This window comes from Ruegeria sp. BB7, assembly GCF_056539365.1.
This window is the reverse complement of record NZ_JBQFUV010000001.1, coordinates 347364-365996: the sequence shown is the minus strand read 5'-3', so window position 1 is coordinate 365996 and position 18633 is coordinate 347364. Positions and strand designations below refer to the sequence as shown.

At 56.8% G+C, this 18633-nt stretch carries 18 protein-coding genes; 11 read left to right on the top strand and 7 right to left on the bottom strand.

Going from position 1 to position 18633, the window contains the following annotated elements; translation table 11 throughout:
* Positions 1-1293, bottom strand: a complete 1293-nt coding sequence (locus tag ACR0D7_RS01815; protein ID WP_170381447.1) for an O-acetylhomoserine aminocarboxypropyltransferase/cysteine synthase family protein — start codon at positions 1291-1293, stop codon at positions 1-3.
* Between the two features lie 72 nt (positions 1294-1365).
* Positions 1366-2361 (bottom strand): hypothetical protein, encoded by a 996-nt coding sequence (locus tag ACR0D7_RS01810; protein ID WP_480677488.1) that lies wholly within the window; start codon positions 2359-2361, stop codon positions 1366-1368.
* Between the two features lie 320 nt (positions 2362-2681).
* Between ACR0D7_RS01810 and ACR0D7_RS01805 the strand changes: the two genes are divergently transcribed.
* The gene (locus ACR0D7_RS01805) at positions 2682-4016 is read left to right on the top strand and encodes an NAD(P)-dependent oxidoreductase (RefSeq protein ID WP_480677487.1); all 1335 of its coding nucleotides are present in this window, start codon (positions 2682-2684) and stop codon (positions 4014-4016) included.
* A 69-nt stretch (positions 4017-4085) separates the two neighbouring features.
* Complete coding sequence (preA, locus tag ACR0D7_RS01800) at positions 4086-5390, top strand: NAD-dependent dihydropyrimidine dehydrogenase subunit PreA (RefSeq protein WP_480677486.1); 1305 nt, start codon at positions 4086-4088, stop codon at positions 5388-5390.
* A 46-nt stretch (positions 5391-5436) separates the two neighbouring features.
* On the opposite strand, the gene ACR0D7_RS01795 is transcribed toward preA, so the two are convergent.
* The gene (locus ACR0D7_RS01795) at positions 5437-6045 is read right to left on the bottom strand and encodes a TetR family transcriptional regulator C-terminal domain-containing protein (RefSeq protein ID WP_170381443.1); all 609 of its coding nucleotides are present in this window, start codon (positions 6043-6045) and stop codon (positions 5437-5439) included.
* Between the two features lie 170 nt (positions 6046-6215).
* Here ACR0D7_RS01795 and ACR0D7_RS01790 point away from each other — a divergent pair, with 170 nt between their 5' ends.
* The 9 genes from ACR0D7_RS01790 to ACR0D7_RS01750 all read left to right on the top strand — a co-directional run bounded on the left by ACR0D7_RS01790 (position 6216) and on the right by ACR0D7_RS01750 (position 15102).
* Positions 6216-7466 (top strand): Zn-dependent hydrolase, encoded by a 1251-nt coding sequence (locus ACR0D7_RS01790; RefSeq protein ID WP_480677485.1) that lies wholly within the window; start codon positions 6216-6218, stop codon positions 7464-7466.
* 91 nt (positions 7467-7557) lie between these two features.
* Complete coding sequence (gene hydA, locus ACR0D7_RS01785; protein WP_480677484.1) at positions 7558-9012, top strand: dihydropyrimidinase; 1455 nt, start codon at positions 7558-7560, stop codon at positions 9010-9012.
* Positions 9013-9067: 55 nt separating this feature from the next.
* Positions 9068-9865: an ABC transporter ATP-binding protein gene (locus ACR0D7_RS01780; RefSeq protein ID WP_480677483.1), complete on the top strand. Its 798-nt coding sequence runs from the start codon at positions 9068-9070 to the stop codon at positions 9863-9865.
* Complete coding sequence (locus ACR0D7_RS01775) at positions 9858-10787, top strand: ABC transporter permease (RefSeq protein WP_170381786.1); 930 nt, start codon at positions 9858-9860, stop codon at positions 10785-10787. The genes ACR0D7_RS01780 and ACR0D7_RS01775 overlap by 8 nt, the downstream gene beginning before the upstream one ends.
* Positions 10784-11629 carry an ABC transporter permease gene (locus ACR0D7_RS01770; protein WP_170569618.1) on the top strand — a complete coding sequence of 282 codons (846 nt, stop codon included), beginning with the start codon at positions 10784-10786 and terminating at the stop codon, positions 11627-11629. The genes ACR0D7_RS01775 and ACR0D7_RS01770 overlap by 4 nt, the downstream gene beginning before the upstream one ends.
* Before the next feature lie 56 nt (positions 11630-11685).
* Positions 11686-12675: an ABC transporter substrate-binding protein gene (locus tag ACR0D7_RS01765; RefSeq protein WP_170569621.1), complete on the top strand. Its 990-nt coding sequence runs from the start codon at positions 11686-11688 to the stop codon at positions 12673-12675.
* Positions 12676-12827: 152 nt separating this feature from the next.
* Positions 12828-13541 carry an ABC transporter permease gene (locus ACR0D7_RS01760; RefSeq protein ID WP_170381437.1) on the top strand — a complete coding sequence of 238 codons (714 nt, stop codon included), beginning with the start codon at positions 12828-12830 and terminating at the stop codon, positions 13539-13541.
* Positions 13534-14268 (top strand): ATP-binding cassette domain-containing protein, encoded by a 735-nt coding sequence (locus ACR0D7_RS01755; RefSeq protein WP_480677482.1) that lies wholly within the window; start codon positions 13534-13536, stop codon positions 14266-14268. The genes ACR0D7_RS01760 and ACR0D7_RS01755 overlap by 8 nt, the downstream gene beginning before the upstream one ends.
* Positions 14269-14286: 18 nt before the next feature.
* Positions 14287-15102, top strand: a complete 816-nt coding sequence (locus ACR0D7_RS01750; RefSeq protein ID WP_480677481.1) for an ABC transporter substrate-binding protein — start codon at positions 14287-14289, stop codon at positions 15100-15102.
* Positions 15103-15106: 4 nt separating this feature from the next.
* Here the strand turns inward: ACR0D7_RS01750 and ACR0D7_RS01745 are convergent, their stop codons facing one another.
* The 4 genes from ACR0D7_RS01745 to ACR0D7_RS01730 are packed head-to-tail and all read right to left on the bottom strand — an operon-like array spanning position 15107 to position 18582.
* On the bottom strand, positions 15107-15979 hold the full coding sequence (locus ACR0D7_RS01745; RefSeq protein ID WP_480677480.1) for a substrate-binding domain-containing protein: 873 nt from the start codon (positions 15977-15979) through the stop codon (positions 15107-15109).
* Entirely contained in the window at positions 15980-16105 is a 126-nt protein-coding gene (locus ACR0D7_RS01740; protein WP_302476985.1) for a hypothetical protein, read from the bottom strand.
* A gap of 14 nt (positions 16106-16119) precedes the next feature.
* Positions 16120-17379, bottom strand: coding sequence for a c-type cytochrome (locus ACR0D7_RS01735; protein WP_480677479.1), 1260 nt, complete (start codon positions 17377-17379; stop codon positions 16120-16122).
* Positions 17380-18582 (bottom strand): formate dehydrogenase subunit gamma, encoded by a 1203-nt coding sequence (locus tag ACR0D7_RS01730; protein WP_480677478.1) that lies wholly within the window; start codon positions 18580-18582, stop codon positions 17380-17382.
* Between the last annotated feature and the right edge of the window lie 51 nt (positions 18583-18633).

Genomic DNA, 18633 nt, shown 5'->3' with positions numbered 1-18633 from the left:
TCAAGCCGTAGCTTTGGCCAGCGCCTGATCCAGATCGGCAATCAGATCGTCAGCGTCTTCGATGCCGATGGACACTCGAACGACACCCGGTCCGGCCCCTGCAGCCTCTTGCTGTTCGGGTGTCAGTTGGCGGTGCGTGGTCGAGGCTGAGTGAATAATCAACGACCGCGCGTCGCCCAGATTGGCCACATGGCTAAAGATTTCCAGCGCATTGACTAGCTTGATGCATGCGTCATACCCACCCTTGACCGCAAAGGTGAACAGTGCCCCGGCACCCTTCTTGTACTGCGCTTTGACCCGGTCATGATACGGCGAAGAGGGTAGGCCAGCATACGTGACATATTCTACGCGGTCGTCGGCTTCGAGCCAGGCGGCGATCTTCTGAGCGTTCTCTACGTGGCGTTCCATCCGCAGGGACAGAGTTTCGATCCCCATCAGGGTGTAATGCGCCGCTTGCGGATTCATGGTCATGCCCAGATCGCGCAGGCCGATTGCGATTCCGTGGAAGGTAAATGCCAGTGGGCCGAACGTTTCGTGGAACTTCAGACCGTGATAGGCCTGTTCCGGTTCGCTGAGCGAGGGGAACTTGTCATTCGCCGACCAGTCGAACTTGCCCGAATCCACGATGCAGCCACCAGTGACTGTGCCGTTTCCGGTCAGATACTTGGTTGTCGAATGCACCACCAGAGTCGCGCCGTGTTCAATCGGGCGGCACAGGTACGGAGTGGCCGAGGTGTTGTCCACGATCAGTGGAATGCCCGCTGCGTCGGCCACATCTGCCAGCGCGCGGATATCGGTGACATAGCCGCCGGGGTTGGCGATGGACTCGCAGAACACTGCGCGGGTGTTCTCGTCAATTGCGTCTTTGACGGCGTCCAGATCGTCGGTGTCGACGAACTTGGCCGACCAGCCGAAACGTTTGATGGTCTGGCTGAACTGCGTAACAGTGCCGCCATAAAGACGCGTGGAGGCGACGACGTTGCAGCCCGGGCCCATAAGTGGGAACAGCGCCATGATCTGCGCCGCGTGCCCCGAGGAACAGCAGACCGCGCCAACGCCACCTTCAAGCGTGGCGATGCGTTCCTGTAAAACGGCCACGGTTGGGTTGGTAAGGCGGGAATAGATAAAGCCCACCTCTTGCAGGTTGAACAGGGCAGCCGCGTGATCAGCGTCGCGGAAGACGTAAGCCGTTGTTTGGTAAATCGGAGTCTGACGCGCCCCTGTTGCCGGGTCAGGCCTTGCGCCCGCATGAATCTGCAGTGTGTCGAAACCGTAAGTAGGGCCGTCTGACATCCTTAAAATCTCCTGTTGGAATGTGTGTTGCAGAATCTCTAGGCGATTGAAGTCTTTCGCACAACAACCCTGTCAGCGCATCCACAGGCCGTTGTTCCTGATGGTATTACGAATTGCTTGCTCTCGTTGTGGCAAGTTTTCCCGGTCGAACAGCGCCCGGATCTTGTGGCCCTTGCGCTGCAGAACCAGCTTTTTGATCGGGTCATAGCCCTTGAGCACCTTTTTAACCCGGTTAGGGGCCACCACGGTTTCCAGAACTTCGACCACGTGGTCGCTCTCACGCGCATAGAGCAGTGGGAACAGGCGATAGTGGCAGGTGACCGATCCGTCCAGCAGGCCCGGGGGCAGCGCATCACGACCGCCACCGAGGGAATGGATGACCAGCGGCAGGGCGGCCTGATCCAGCCAGGGGTCAAGGTTCTGCCCGGCCAGTTCAGGGATTTCCTCATCCCGGATCGTGCGGGCAATGTCCAGAAACCGCTCTCCGAACCGTCGCGGGCAGGAATAGAAGAAATAGCCTGCGTTGAAATACAAATACCGCCGCCAGTAATCTATCGGCTGACTGGTATCCAACGAGCTTTCGAAATCCAGCCCAAACCGGCGGTACAGGGCGCGCCAGATACCATCGAATCCGGGTCCGTAGAGCGTGGGCTTGGGCCAAGTGCCTTCGACTTTCTGCGAAGCGCCGGGGCGGTAAAAATCGAAGGGTACAGAAGTCAGATCTCCGGTAATCAGTGTATCACTGTCGAAGAATACAAAGGGTTCACCTTCGGGCAGGGCCAACAGTGCTTCGATCTTGTTGCCGTAGGGATAGCTTTGACCAAAGACGTGATTGTCGAAAGGCAGTATTTCGGCATCTAACTGCCGCAAAGCTTTAAGAACGTCTTTATTTTGGATGCTTGGGTCTTGCTGCCATCGCGGGCCGGGCTGTGGTACGGCAACAAACAATCGTCCCGTGAAATTCGGAGAACTATGGCGCAGAGAGGCTGCAAGCAAAAGCGCTTCGTACTGTAATCGGTTGTTTTGCCCGATGATGACGATGTTGAATTTTGGGGTGCTGGCCTGCATCGGATGACTTTCGGTTTCGGGGCCGCTGACCGGCGCTGCTCTGGTTATCTTCGACCTACAGCACGTAGCATTGCCCGTCAAAACCAGATGCGTGGAAGCTTCGCAATCGTGTGAAATGCAAGCGAATAGAGGCTTGCGCATGGTTGCCTGTGTAATCTGGGGGCGCGATTTGCCAGAAAAACAGGCGGTTTTAGTTAGGGTTTGGTCAAAAAGACCGAGTTTTTCGAGTTTTTAGTGATTTTATAAATTTTACCAATTGATAAAAAATTTAATTGTGGCAAGCTGAGATCATAACAAACATATCTACAGGGAGTAGAGCGATGGCACAGGGCCAGATGGCCCCCGGCATTGTTTCCGGGCGGCTTTCCAGCGATGAGCTGACCTCGAATTTCACGGATCTGCATCCACCATTGGCCGCACATGAGGCCGCCGTGGCAGCAGATCGGTGCTATTTCTGCTATGACGCGCCGTGCGTGACGGCCTGTCCGACTGACATAGATATTCCGCTTTTCATGCGGCAGATTCAGGCTGGGCAACCCGAAGCAGCAGGCGAGACTATTCTGGCGCAGAACATTCTGGGCGGAATGTGCGCCCGCGTTTGTCCGACCGAGACACTGTGCGAAGAAGCCTGCGTGCGTGAAACCGCCGAAGGTGCTCCGGTCGAGATTGGCCGCCTTCAGCGTTATGCGACGGACAGCGTGATGGCATCGGGTGATCATCCGTTTGCGCGGACCGCACTAACCAGCAAAACTATCGCTGTAGTGGGGGCAGGGCCTGCAGGTCTCGCCTGTGCACATAGGTTGGCGATGCTGGGTCATGATGTCGTGATTCATGAAAGCAAGCCCAAGCCGGGCGGCCTAAATGAATATGGTATTGCTGCTTACAAATCGACCAATGATTTTGCGCAGGCTGAGGTGGAGTGGTTGCTTAAGATCGGTGGTATCACCATCGAGTCGGGCTCGGTTCTGGGCGAGGGCATCTCGCTGGACGGTCTGGTTGAGAATTACGACGCGGTATTCCTTTCCATTGGGCTGGCCGGAGTGAACGCTCTGCGGGCGCAAGGGGCAGAGAAAGACGGTGTTCGGTTTGCCGTCGATTTCATCTCGGATGTACGTCAGGCTTCTGATCTGGCGCACCTGCCGGTGGGACGCAACGTGGTTGTTATCGGTGGCGGTATGACCGCCGTGGACGCGGCGGTGAAGTCCAAGCTGCTGGGTGCTGAACATGTCACTATCGCCTATCGCCGTGGCCGTGATGCCATGGGGGCCAGCAAATACGAACAGGATCTGGCCGCATCGCATGGCGTCAAGATCATGACCAATGTGCAGCCTGTCGCCGTGCACGGAAATGGGGCGGCGGTCGAGATCGAAATGGAGTATACTTCCAGCTATGATGGTCAGCTGACAGGCACAGGGGAAACGATCCGTTTGGCTGCGGATCAGGTTTTCAAGGCGATTGGTCAGACGCTGGAGGGCGCACCGGACGGTTTGGCACTGGATGGTAACAAGATCGCTGTGACAGGGGCAGGACGTACCTCGATGGACGGCGTCTGGGCCGGGGGTGACTGCGCGGCAGGTGGAGAAGACCTGACCGTGACTGCCGTGGCCGAAGGCCGTGACGCCGCGATGGATATTCACGCGAGCCTGACCGCGTAGTGGCGAAGTTGCGCTGTGAGTATTTGGGAAAAGATGAAGATGCTGATCTGCATCAGGGAGGCCGGATAAATGGCTGATTTGAAGACAAACTTTCTGGGCATCGAAAGCCCGAACCCGTTTTGGCTGGCCTCGGCGCCGCCAACCGACAAGGAATACAATGTACGCCGCGCATTTGAGGCCGGATGGGGCGGTGTCGTATGGAAAACGCTGGGATCCGAGGGGCCTCCGGTCGTGAACGTGAATGGGCCCCGCTATGGCGCAATCTATGGCGCGGATCGTCGGTTGCTGGGCTTGAACAATATCGAACTGATCACCGATCGCCCACTTGAGGTGAACCTTGAAGAGATGGCGCGGGTCAAGGCCGACTATCCGGACCGTGCGCTGATCGCTTCGATCATGGTGCCATGCGAGGAAGAGGCTTGGAAAGCCATTTTGCCGCGTGTGGCTGAGACCGGCGCGGATGGGATCGAACTGAACTTTGGCTGCCCGCACGGAATGAGCGAACGTGGCATGGGGTCTGCCGTGGGGCAGGTGCCGGAATATATCGAGATGGTCACACGCTGGTGCAAGCAATACTATGACCGTCCGGTCATCGTGAAGCTTACACCGAACATCGCTGATATTCGCAAACCTGCAGCTGCGGCGAAGAATGGTGGCGCGGATGCGGTGTCACTGATCAACACGATCAACTCGATTACCAGCGTTAATCTGGACACGTTCAGCCCTGAGCCGTCGATTGATGGCAAGGGCAGCCATGGCGGCTATTGTGGCCCGGCGGTGAAGCCGATTGCGCTGTCGATGGTGTCCGAGATTTCGCGGGCGCAGGCCACGCATGGACTGCCGATCTCGGGTATCGGTGGCGTGACCACTTGGCGCGACGCGGCAGAGTTTATGGCATTGGGATGCGGCACCGTTCAGGTTTGCACTGCGGCCATGACCTATGGGTTCAAGATCATTGATGAACTGACGGCTGGCCTGTCCAAGTGGATGGACGAAAAGGGCTACAAGGATGTTTCGGAAATCGTCGGTCTGGCCGTTCCGAACGTGACCGATTGGCAGTATTTGAACTTGAACTACGTAGCCAAGGCCAAGATCGATCAGGATCAGTGCATCAAATGCGGTCGCTGCTATGCTGCGTGCGAGGATACCAGCCATCAAGCGATCTCGATGTCGGATGATCGCGTGTTCGAGGTTATGGATGACGAATGCGTCGCCTGTAACCTGTGTGTGGATGTCTGCCCGGTCGATGGGTGTATCTCGATGGAACCAATGGCAGCCGGAGAGGTTGATCCGCGTACCGGTTTGGAGGTGCAGCCCGACTATGCCAACTGGACGACGCATCCAAACAATCCGATCGCAAAAGCCGCCGAATAATTTTGGCTGTTACAAACAAGAAGGGGCCGTTCAACGGCCCCTTTTTCTATGGTGTCAGCAGTTTGCGATACAGCGTGTCGATGAACGGTTCGGCCCCCTCGAACGGATCTTCGTCTCCCAGAATAGCGCGCACCTGCACATCGAAATCGGCGTAGTGTTGCGTCAGGGCCCAGATCGAGAAGATCAGGTGATAAGGATGCAGGCGCGCGATTTTGCCCTGATCCATCCACTCTGTCAGGATAGCGGTTTTCTCGTCGACCAGCGCCTTGAGGTCATTCGACAAAGCATTGTGAATGCGGGGCGCGCCCTGAACCAATTCATTGGCAAACAGGCGGCTTTCACGTGGTAGTTCGCGGCTCATCTGCAATTTGCGATGGATATAGGAGAGGATTTCTTCCAATGGGTCGCCATCCGCATCCAAGTCGTGCAGCGGGGCCAGCCATGTTTCCAACAAGCCCGAGAGGAGGGCGGTGTGAATCGCCTCTTTTGATGGAAAGTAATACAGCAGGTTGGGTTTGCTCAGCCCGGCTTCGGTTGCAATCTGATCCACGGTCGCACCGCGAAATCCATGCGCGGAAAACACGTTCAGAGCTGCTTCGAGAATCGCAGCACGATTCTTTTTCTGAATTCGGGTCGGGGCACGATCCTTGGGCATGTTTCCAGCGAGTCTCTTTTTTCGTCATGCGGGGGCCAATTATGCCGAAAATTCCGGCGGCGCCATGCAATTTCTTGACTGATCTCGAACCCGTGATAGCGTGAGTTTGACCAGATGGTCAAATCAAGACACCAAAAGCGAGCCAAATCGCAAGCAACAGGGGAATACAGATGGCAGCTCCGGCGCAAAACCTCAGGATCAATGGCGACAGGTTGTGGGACAGTCTTATGGAGATGGCCAAGATCGGACCCGGTGTGGCAGGGGGTAATAACCGCCAGACCCTGACTGATGAAGACGCCGAAGGGCGTGCGCTGTTTCAGAAATGGTGCGAAGATGCAGGTTGCACCATGGGGTTGGATCAGATGGGCAATATGTTTGCCCGTCGGGAAGGGACTGACCCCGAGGCTTTGCCGGTTTATGTCGGATCGCATCTGGATACGCAGCCGACGGGCGGCAAATACGACGGCGTGCTGGGTGTGCTGGGTGGGTTGGAAATCATCCGAACGCTCAACGATTTGGGGATCAAGACCAAACATCCGATCGTGGCGACCAATTGGACCAATGAGGAAGGTACGCGCTATGCGCCTGCGATGCTGTCTTCGGGCGTCTTTGCGGGAATGCACACGCAAGATTGGGCCTATGATCGAGAGGATGCCGAAGGCAAGAAATTCGGAGATGAGTTGCAGCGCATCGGATGGCGGGGTGAGGAAGAGGTCGGTGCGCGCAAAATGCATGCGTTCTTTGAACTGCATATCGAACAGGGGCCGATTCTGGAGGCCGAGGGGAAGGATATCGGTGTCGTCACCCATGGGCAGGGCCTAAGCTGGACGCAGGTCACTGTGACAGGAAAGGACGCGCATACCGGTTCGACCCCGATGCCGATGCGGAAGAATGCGGGGCTGGCGATGGCGCGTATTCTTGAGAAGGTGGATGAGATCACATGGTCCCACGCTCCCCATGCCGTGGGGGCTGCAGGGCATATCGATGTCTATCCAAACTCGCGCAACGTGATCCCGGGTAAGGTGGTTTTCACGGTAGATCTCCGCTCGCCGGAGTTGGATGTGATCACGGATATGGAAAACCGACTGCGTGTGGCCGCCGAGGATATCGTTAACGAAATGGGTCTTGAGGTCGAATTCGAGAAAGTGGGCGGCTTTGATCCGGTGAAATTTGATGAGGGCTGCGTTGCGGCTGTTCGGGATGCGGCGGAACGGTTGGGTTATTCCCACACGGATATCATCTCGGGCGCGGGGCATGATGCGTGCTGGATCAACCGTGTCGCACCGACTGCAATGGTGATGTGCCCTTGCGTGGACGGGTTGAGCCATAACGAGGCTGAGGAAATCAGCAAAGATTGGGCTGCGGCCGGGGCGGATGTTCTGTTTCATGCGGTCGTCGAGACAGCTGAGATCGTGGAGTAGGGGGCTCTGCCCCGTCGCCCGCCGGGCGACTCCCCCGGGATATTTTTGGCCAGATGAAGCAAGCGGCGCAGACCGCATCAGGGAGATTAAAATGAGCACTGTTATCAAGAACGGGACCGTCGTCACCGCTGATCTTTCTTACAAGGCAGATGTCCTTGTCGAAGATGGAGTTATCACCGAGATCGGGATGGATTTGAAAGGTGATGAGGAGCTTGACGCGACCGGCTGTTACGTAATGCCGGGAGGGATCGATCCGCATACGCATCTGGAGATGCCGTTCATGGGGACCTACTCCAGCGATGATTTTGAAAGCGGAACGCGGGCGGCCCTGGCCGGTGGCACCACGATGGTGGTGGATTTTGCGTTGCCGAATCCAGGTGAAAGCCTGTTGGATGCGTTGAAGCGCTGGGACAACAAATCGACGCGTGCGAATTGTGATTATTCGTTCCACATGGCGGTGACCTGGTGGGGGGAGCAGGTTTTTGACGACATTAAAACGGTGATCGAGACGCGCGGGATCAATACGTTCAAGCACTTCATGGCTTATAAGGGCGCGCTGATGGTGAATGATGATGAGTTATTCGCCTCGTTCAAGCGCCTGGCCGAGCTGGGTGGGATTGCAATGGTTCATGCCGAAAACGGCGACGTCGTGGCTGAGCTGAGCGCGAAGTTGTTGGCCGAAGGCAATACCGGCCCGGAAGCGCACGCCTATTCCCGCCCACCGCAGGTGGAAGGTGAGGCAACAAACCGTGCGATCATGATTGCCGATATGGCCGGTGTTCCGCTTTATGTTGTGCATACCTCCTGCGAAGAAGCACATGAGGCCATCCGGCGCGCCAAGATGAATGGAAAACGAGTTTGGGGTGAGCCGTTGATCCAGCATCTGACGCTGGACGAGAGCGAGTATTTCCATCAGGATTGGGACCATGCCGCGCGGCGCGTCATGAGCCCTCCGTTCCGGAACAAGCAGCATCAGGACAGTTTGTGGAATGGCCTGCACTCTGGCACGCTGAGTGTTGTGGCAACGGATCATTGTGCGTTTACCACCGAGCAGAAGCGATTTGGTGTGGGCGATTTTACCAAAATTCCGAACGGCACTGGCGGGCTTGAGGACCGGATGCCGATGCTGTGGACACATGGGGTCAACACTGGACGCCTGACGCCAAACGAGTTCGTGGCTGTTACATCAACAAACATCGCAAAGATTTTGAATTGCTATCCGAAAAAAGGTGCAATCCTTGTCGGGGCAGATGCGGATATCGTTGTTTGGGATCCGGAAAAGACCAAGACGATCAGTGCTGAGACGCAGCAATCTTCAATCGATTACAATGTGTTTGAGGGAAAAGAGGTAAAAGGTCTGCCGCGGTTTACGCTGACTCGTGGACAGGTGGCTGTGCATGACGGAGAAATTCGTACACTTGAAGGGCATGGTGAGTTTGTGGCACGCGAACCCAATGGTCATGTGAACAAAGCGCTGAGCACTTGGAAAGAGTTGACTGCGCCGCGACCAGTTGAGCGGACGGGCATTCCGGCGACGGGTGTTTGATGCGCGAGGGCCGTCGCAAAGGCTGCCCAAAGATAAATATTTTCAAGGCAGTGGAATGAATACTGAAAGCACGACCCCGCCCGTAATTGAGGCAAGGCATCTGGATCTCACCTTCCAAACCAATGACGGCCCGATCCATGCCCTTAAGGACGTGAACCTGACAATCGACAAGGGTGATTTCGTCAGTTTCATTGGTCCCTCGGGATGTGGCAAGACCACGTTTTTGCGCTGTATCGCGGCGTTGGAGACACCCACCGGAGGCGACCTGATCGTCAATGGCGTGACACCGGACGAGGCGCGGAGGAACCGGGCCTATGGCTACGTGTTTCAGGCGGCGGGCCTGTATCCATGGCGCACCATTGCCAAGAACATCAAGCTGCCGCTCGAGATCATGGGGTATTCCGGGTCCGAACAGAATGAGCGTGTGAAGAACGTTCTGGAACTCGTTGATCTAGAGGGATTTGGTGGGAAATTTCCCTGGCAATTGTCGGGTGGTATGCAGCAGCGGGCCAGTATAGCGCGCGCGTTGGCCTTTGATGCGGACATCCTTCTGATGGACGAGCCGTTTGGCGCGCTGGATGAGATCGTGCGCGATCACTTGAATGAACAGCTTCTGGCGCTGTGGGCGCGTACGGAAAAGACCATTGGGTTCGTGACACACTCGATCCCTGAGGCGGTTTATCTGAGTACCAAAATCGTGGTCATGAGCCCGCGGCCGGGGCGAATTACGGATGTAATCGAAAGTCCTCTGCCGAAGGAGCGACCGCTCGACATTCGCGATACACCGGAGTTCATTGAAGTCGCCCATCGCGTGCGCGAGGGTTTGCGTGCGGGGCATGCGGATGATGAATGACGGTTTCAAAGCATTCTGGGCCGTCCTGACCGTCCTCGCGGTAATCATGGTCTTTTGGTACGCGGCTTGTATTCCAATGAATATCAAGGGTGTGCTGACAGAACAGGAGCGCGCCGGAGCCGAGGTACTGCCACCTTTAGCAAAGGACCGGCGGGATATGTCCGAGTTTGGTTTGGCGCTGAACAACAGCTTCGCTATCCCGGCCACGTGGGAACAGGACAGACCCCGACTGCCAGCGCCGCATCAGGTCGCTATCGAGATGTGGGAGACGACAGTTCAGAAGAAGATCACCTCGAAGCGATCGCTGATCTATCATGGATGGGTGACGTTGAGCGCGACGATGTTGGGTTTTGCAATCGGTACAGGGCTGGGCATTTTGCTGGCTGTCGGGATCGTGCACAGCAGGGTGATGGATTTGTCGGTCATGCCGTGGGCTATTGTCAGTCAGACGATTCCGATCATTGCGCTGGCACCGATGATTATAGTCGTGCTGTATTCAGTTGGCATTCAGGGGATCATTCCCAAGGCGATTATCTCAGCCTATCTCAGCTTTTTCCCTGTTGTGGTTGGTATGGTGAAGGGGCTGCGCAGCCCGGATGCCATGCAGTTGGACCTGTTGCGAACTTATAATGCCAGCCGGTCACAGGGGTTCTGGAAGCTGCGTTTGCCGGCTTCGATGCCGTACCTGTTCACTTCGTTGAAAATCGGCATCGCGGCATCGCTGGTGGGGGCCATCGTTGGTGAATTGCCGACCGGGGCCGTTGCCGGGTTGGGTGCGCGCCTATTGGCAGGGAGTTATTACGGCCAGACAGTACAAATTTGGTCAGCTTTGTTTGCCGCGGCTATTCTGGCGGCCTGTCTGGTCGGGTTGCTGGGGCTGATTGAGCGGACGGTTCTGAAACGGATGGGGATGGCGCAATGATACCTGTTCTTGGAGCGATCGGCGTCTGGCTGTTGGGGTGGTGGTTGAACAGTCGATTGGCCAGCGGCCCATATGCCGATACGCGATTGGTGCGTTTTCTGGCTCCGCTGATTTTTGGTCTCACGGTGATCGGCATTTGGGAGCTGGTCGTGCGCGGCCTTGAAGTCCCTCTGGTCATCCTGCCTGCGCCTTCGGTGATTGCGGTGCGCTTTGCTGACAGTTTGCCAACTTTGTGGGCCGACTTCGTGCAGACCATCATCAAAGGCGCGTTCAGTGGCTACATCATTGGCTGCGGAGCGGCTTTCTTAATGGCGATTGCCGTAGACCGCTGGGATTTCCTGCGCCTCGGGCTGCTGCCGGTCGGGAACTTCGTAGCGGCGCTGCCGATTGTGGGCACGGCGCCCATTCTGGTGATGTGGTTCGGGTTCGACTGGCACTCCAAGGCGGCCGTCGTCGTGGTGATGGTCTTCTTCCCGATGCTGGTGAACACTGTGGCCGGTTTGCGCGAGGCCACGGCCATGCAGCGTGACCTGATGGAGACCTATGCGGCGACCTATTGGCAGAGTTTCCTGAAGCTGCGCCTGCCTGCCGCGATGCCGTTTATTTTCAATGGTCTAAAGATTTCTACCACTCTGGCGCTGATCGGCGCTATCGTGGCCGAGTTCTTTGGTTCGCCAACCTTGGGCATGGGGTTCCGGATCTCGACCAGCGTCGGACAACTCTCGCTGGATATGGTCTGGGCCGAGATCGTCGTGGCGGCTTTGGCCGGGACCGCATTTTACGGGCTGGTCGCCATGATCGAAAAGGCAGTGACATTCTGGCACCCGTCGCAACGGGGATAACAAGATTTCAAAAGACCCCAAAAACGGGGCACCAACAGCAACTAGGAGATGTGAAGATGAACAAGTTACTCAGCGGGGCGATTGCCGCCTTTAGCATGGCTGCCAGCGCCGCACTGGCAGCGGATGAGGTGACACTGCAATTGAAATGGGTCACGCAGGCGCAATTCGCTGGTTACTATGTGGCCAAGGATAAAGGGTTCTACGAGGAAGAGGGACTAGACGTAACCATTCTGCCGGGTGGCCCTGATATTGCTCCGACGCAGGTCATTGCAGGTGGTGGCGCCGATGTGACCGTAGAATGGATGCCCGCTGCGCTGGCCGCGCGTGAAAAGGGTTTGCCGCTGGTCAATATCGCGCAGCCGTTCAAAAGCTCGGGTATGATGCTGACCTGTTGGAAAGACGCAGGGATTTCCTCACCCGAGGATCTGAAGAACCGCACGCTGGGCGTCTGGTTCTTTGGCAATGAATTCCCGTTCATGAGCTGGATGAGCCAGCTGGGCATAGACACTGGCGGAAAAAGCGAAAGCGGTGTCGAGGTTCTGAAGCAGGGCTTCAACGTCGACCCGCTGCTTCAGCGTCAGGCCGATTGCATCAGCACGATGACCTATAACGAATACTGGCAGGTCATTGATGCCGGTGTCAGCCCGGACGAATTGGTGACTTTCAAGTACGAGGATCAGGGCGTCGCTACTTTGGAGGATGGCCTGTACGTTCTGGAAGAAAATCTTGGCGATGCAGCTTTCGTCGACAAAATGGAGCGCTTCGTCCGCGCCTCGATGAAAGGCTGGAAATACGCCGAGGAGAACCCGGATGAGGCGGCCGAAATCGTGCTGGAAAACGATGCAACTGGCGCCCAGACCGAAGAGCATCAAAAGCGCATGATGGGTGAGATCGCAAAGCTGACCGCGGGCTCCAATGGTTCGTTGGATCCGGCTGATTTTGAACGCACTGTGGGCACCCTGCTGGCAGGTGGCTCTGATCCAGTGATCACCAAACAGCCGGATGGTGCTTGGACCCATCAGATTACCGATGCGGCTCTGAATTAAGCCCAATTCCGGTGAAAAGGAACGCGGTCCCAATCGGGGCCGCGTTTCGTTTTGGAGATGTCGGAAACGTGTCTGTACTTGGTGCACAGATGCTCTAGTATTACTTTGAAATTTACCGCATTTCATACGATATGTCGAACTGATGGAATAAAATGCAGGGATTTGCATCAGAATTCAGCTCTGCGCTGGCTCTGATCCTCAACGGGGATGCTGAGCTGTGGGCGATCGTGCTGTTGTCCCTGAAAGTTTCCGTGTTTGCTGTATTGATTTCAGCCTTTATTGGCATGCCGGTTGGCGCTGCTTTGGCGGTTGCACGGTTCCCTGGGCGGCGGATACTGATCGTATTCATGAACGCTCTGATGGGGTTTCCTCCGGTCGTGGTCGGCTTGTTGGTCTACCTGATGTTGTCGCGCTCGGGGCCACTGGGAGTTCTTGAGCTGCTCTATACGCCGACCGCCATGATCATTGCACAGGTGGTTCTGGTCACACCTATTGTTGCTGCTTTGACCCGGCAAGTGGTCGAAATGCTGGCCGAAGAGTATTCAGAACAATTGCGTTCTTTGGGTGTGTCGCGGCTGGCCTCGGTGCCTGTGCTGCTGTGGGACGCGCGGTTGGCATTGGTGACGGCATTGCTGGCTGGATTTGGGCGTGCCATTGCCGAGGTCGGCGCGGTGATCATCGTGGGCGGTAATATCAATCATGTGACGCGGGTGATGACAACGACCATCGCGCTTGAGACATCCAAGGGCAATCTGGCGCTGGCTCTGGCGCTTGGAGCGATCTTGATCGGCATCGCAGTTGCAGTGAACGCAATGGTCAGCACCCTCAGTCTGCGGGCCGAGCAAGAGGGGTTACGCCATGCGTGACCTGCTTTCGGAAAAGGCAAGTTGCTTGTCGGTGGACGGCGTGCGGATCACTCGCAAGGGTAAAACCTTGTTGGACGTACCCCATCTGTCCCTCGGCGGGCCGGGGCCGACCCTGATCCTTGGGCCGAACGGGTCGGGCAAAAGCCTGTTGTTGCGCTGTCTGCACGGGTTGATCGTGCCTGACCGTGGGCAAATCAGGCAAGATGGTGTGATCCTAAATGCGGATCACAAAGCGCGTCAGGGGATGGTGTTTCAACAGCCTGTGCTGTTGCGCCGTTCGGTCGCGGCCAATCTGGACTTTGTTCTCAAACGTCGGGGGCTGCCTCGAAGTTTGCGGAAAACTCGCATAGAGGAATTGCTCACTGAGGGTGGGCTCGAGGGCAAAGCCAGGCAATCCGCACGCTCGCTTTCAGGGGGGGAGGCGCAACGGTTGGCTATTCTGCGCGCTCTGGCTCTGGATCCCGAAACGCTGTTTTTGGACGAGCCCACCAGTGCGCTTGATCCCGGCGCAACGCAGATGATTGAACGGATGATCCTGCTTGCCTCAACCAGAGGCGTACGTATCGTAATGGTGACCCATGACGTCGGACAGGCCCGGCGGTTGGCTGCCGATATCGTGATGATGCAGGGCGGTCATGTGGTTGAACACGGGGCGGCGAAACAGGTCTTGAACGCCCCCGAAAGCGACGCTGCACGCCGTTATTTGGCAGGTGGGTTGGTTACTTAATCAAAAACGGAGATCTAAATGATCCGGGATATCATTCGGGCAGCCTTGATTGCCGTTGGTCTGACGGCAGGGCTGGCCAACGCAGAAGAGCCATTCATCGTAGTCCAGTCGACGACTTCGACTCAGAACTCGGGCCTTCTGGATTACATCTTGCCGGGTTTTGAGGCTGAAACGGGCATCGACGTGCGTATCGTTGCCGTTGGCACGGGTCAGGCGATCCGCAATGCGATAAATGGGGATGGCGACGTGTTGCTGGTCCACTCCAAACCAGCCGAGGAGAAATTCGTGGAAGACGGCTGGGGCGTCGAGCGGTTTGACGTGATGTATAACGACTTTGTTCTGGTCGGCCCGAAAGCCGATCCGGCGAAGGTGAAGGGAGGCAAAGATATTGTCGCTGCCCTGACTGCCGTGGCCAATGCCGAAGCTCCCTTTGCTTCGCGTGGTGATGACAGTGGCACTCACAAGGCCGAAATGCGCCTTTGGGGCGAGTCTGGCGCCGACCCGATGGCGGCATCGGGGGCGTGGTACCGCGAGACCGGTTCGGGCATGGGTGCGACGCTGAATGTGGCCAGCGGTATGGGAGCCTATGCACTGACCGACCGTGCCACGTGGCAATCGTTCGGAAATAAAGGCAACCTTGAAGTTCTGGTCGAAGGTGACCCGCGTCTGTTCAATCAATACGGGGTCATCCTTGTGAACCCTGAAAAGCACCCTCGTGTCCGGGCAGCCGCCGGGCAGCGGTTTATCGACTGGCTTACCAGCCCAGACGGGCAGGCAGCCATCGCGTCTTACAAACTGGACGGGGAGCAGTTGTTCTTTCCGAACGCAAAATAGCGTATCAGCCACTAGCTCCGTTGTGGTGAATCGTGCCCAGACCGGACAGGTCATAGCCGCCGAACTCTGCAGCGCGGCTGCAAAAGCGTTCCGATTGCACAAAGCTCAACAGCTTCAACATATTTTCGTCGAAATAGGCGCGCCGCCAGATGGCCAGATCCAGACGTTCGGAATGTGTGGGGGCAAAGCCTAGGTTGTATAGACCCGCCAACGCACCCAACCCGAACCCAACTTCGGCTTTGTTGTCGTGCAGGGCGATCGCCAGTTCTTCCTCGGTGCGCGCGCAAGTGGGCAGCGGGTCCAGATCATCTCGGGTCAAACCGTGGGCTTCGAGCTGGGCGTCGAATAGATGCTGGCTTGCGGCACTGTCCTGACGCAGGACAACGCGCCGCCCTCTCAAGTCAGAAAATCCGGAGATGTCTGTGGTTTTGGGCGCCAATAGTAAGCCGCGTTGCCGTTTTGCGACTTCGTATAGAACGACCGGAGCTTCGCCGAAATGGTCGCGCAGGGATTGCGTGTTAAAACCGTCGTCTTCGTGGATATGCAGTGCGGCGGCCTGCGCGTTGCGATCTTTCAGGCGGGTCAGCCCATCGAACGAACCGTCGTAATAGGTCGCTAATCCCGAACCGCTTTCGCGAAGGGCCCAATCCAGCAAGGGGTCGTGGCTACCGGCGACAATCGGGGGCAGGGGCGGTTCGGCCACTTGCGGGCCCGAGCGAGAGGTATTCAGCCAGGCAATGATTTCAGCCTTTGGGAACAACAGTTTTCCCATTGCACGCACACAAGGGATTTCACCCGAGGATGCCAGATCGTACGCCTTACGCTCGCCGATACGCAAAAGCTCGGCCAGTTCTTTTGTGGTTAGATAGTTGGACATCTAGTCGAGGCGCACAGCTGAGCCAGACGTCGAGGCGGCGGCGCTGTAGCCCATCGTCTCCAGGGCTATCGGTGCGGAAAAGGCGATCACCGCCATGGCAGCAACTGCAGCAAGAAAGGCATTCATATATTTCCTCCGGCTCAGTTCCGGGATGTTGTTGCCTGACGCAGAAAATCGATCAGATCTTCCCGGTCCTGGGCCTGCGTGATCCGCTGCATCGGCATCTTTGACCCCGGAATGTAGTGGTCTGGTCCTTCGTCGAAAAGGGCATTTATCGTTTTGTCATTCCAAACGATATCAGAGTCTTGCAGCGTGTCCGAGTATAAATATCCCGGAAGTGTTCCTGCCGTGCGCCCGAAGATACCATGCAGGGTGGGACCAGCACGCCGCTGACTGTCGGGCGTCAGACTGTGACAGATCGAGCATTTACGGGTGAACTGGCGTTCTCCGTTGCTCATTTCATCCGGGTTTTTCAGGAAAGAAGGTTCGTCGGAGGCCATTTGCTCCTGTTCACCCAAACCTGCGACTGGCCAACTATACATTGCCTCGTCAATGCCGCCCGCATGTATGTTTTGTCCGTCCACAGAAAAGGCCAGCGCCCACACGGGGCCGCGCAAGGTGGCGCGGAAATCCTGCGCAATGCGCCATTCAAGCGTATCGATAACCATGATGTAGCCCTCACCATCACCTACAGCTAAAAGGCGGCGATCAGGGCTAAGGGTCAGCGCCAGAATGGGGCGGCGGCCTAGGGTGAAGTCCCGTTCTTCTCCGGTAGACAGATCAAGAATGCGGGTCACACCGTCCACGGCGCCATACGCAATCCAGTTGTCTTTGGCATTCAGAACAAGTTCATTGATAGCAAATCCGTGTTCGATCAGGCGCAGGGTTTCTTGCCCGCTGGCCACATCCCAGACCCGCAGCGCTCCATCCATGCCAGCCGAGTAGAGCGTTGATCCATCTGGCGAAAAGACAACCGCATTCACACCACTGCCGACCATCAGCGTTTGTTGGGGCAAACCATCCTCGGGCCAAATCCCAATAGTGCCGTCCCAACTGGCTGTCGCAACACGGGTTTTCGAAGTCGCCAGCCCAACGATCTTACCTTTGTGTCGACCGACAACCTCACCACCCGGCCACCGGCGCAGGGTAAAATCATCCCCGGCCGAATAGATTGCGCGCCCATTAAAGGCGACAGAGTTTACAGCAGCTTGGTGCCCCTCCAGCCATTCTGGCCTACGGTCAGACCAAAGCCCTACGGAATTGTCAAAGCTGGCCGTCGCAATCCGCCCATCCGGCGCGGTGGCGATCCCCATGATCGGCCCGCCGTGGCCTTTGAGCGTGAAGAACTCGGCCAAAGCGGGCAGGGGAAACAAAGCAAAGACAACGGCAAGCCAGCGCATCTATTCTGCAGGGGAAGCCGCTGACTTTCTGGCCTCTTTTTCCTGTACCTCTTCCAGCCACAGCGAATGATGTTCGCGTGCCCATTGCTCTTCAACCTCGCCGGAGCCCATGGCATTGAAAGCACCTTCCATGCCGACTGATCCGAGATAAATATGAGCGATGATGATGGCGATAAACACATAGGCCACCATCACGTGCCAGATCTGCGCATACTGCATCTCTTCCTGCGGCGACATTTGCGTCGGCAGGTTCAAACCCAGCAGCTGTGGAATGCCGGTAGCATTCGCAACCGAATAGGTCTTGGCAAACATCGGCAGTTCGAACGGGAACAGCAGAGACAGGCCCGAAAGGCTGATTGAAACGCCCAGCAGGATACAGGCCCAGAAAATCACCTTTTGACCCGCATTGAATTTCTTGGCGGGAGGGTGGCTGCCTTTGGTGAACAGACCGCCACCGGCGGCTAGCCATTTCAGGTCGACCTTGTTAGGAATGTTATGGGCAATCCAGTTCACGGTGACGATGATCAGCCCCAGCATGAAGGCCCATGCGACATTGTTGTGCAGCCATTTGCAGCTCTGCGCGATGCTCGCGAATTCCTCTTTTCCAAAGATCGGGATCAGGAAGTCACGACCATAAAGGGTCAGCAGACCCGTTATCCCAAGTACCAGGAAGGATCCCGCAAATAGCCAATGGCCAAAGCGTTCGAAGTTATTAAAGCGGGTCACAGTTCGACCGGTTTTCTCTCCTTCGATGCGGATTTTCCCGCGGAACAGAAAGAACAGCACGATAATGACCAGCATTCCGCCCACGACATAAGTGCCGTATTCACGCAGCGGTCCGGAGCGGAAGTTCAACCACCACATGCCACCATCTTGTATCAGCACACCCGCTGCAGGCCCCTTAGAGGATACAGTGGTATCTGCCGAGCCATAGCGAATTGCCCGGTAAACATCGCTGTCAGAGGCCACACCGCGCGTTCCCAACTGGCCCAGCAGCCCTTCGGCATTGCCTTGGCCGGTATTGCCCGAGCGATAGCTGTTATCGACCTTTTCGCCACGTTGCCGAGCGAGAATGTCCTCAAGCGTCGTCGCACCGCCGGTTTGCGCGCGTTCTTCGATTATAGCTTCTGTCTCGGTCGATTGCGCAACGGCGGCGCCAGCGATACCCAGGGCGAACAGGAATGCGATGAGTAAGCGGAACATCTGAACCTCGGTCAAAATTCCAAAACAGGCGACCCACCTAAGCGGGTCACC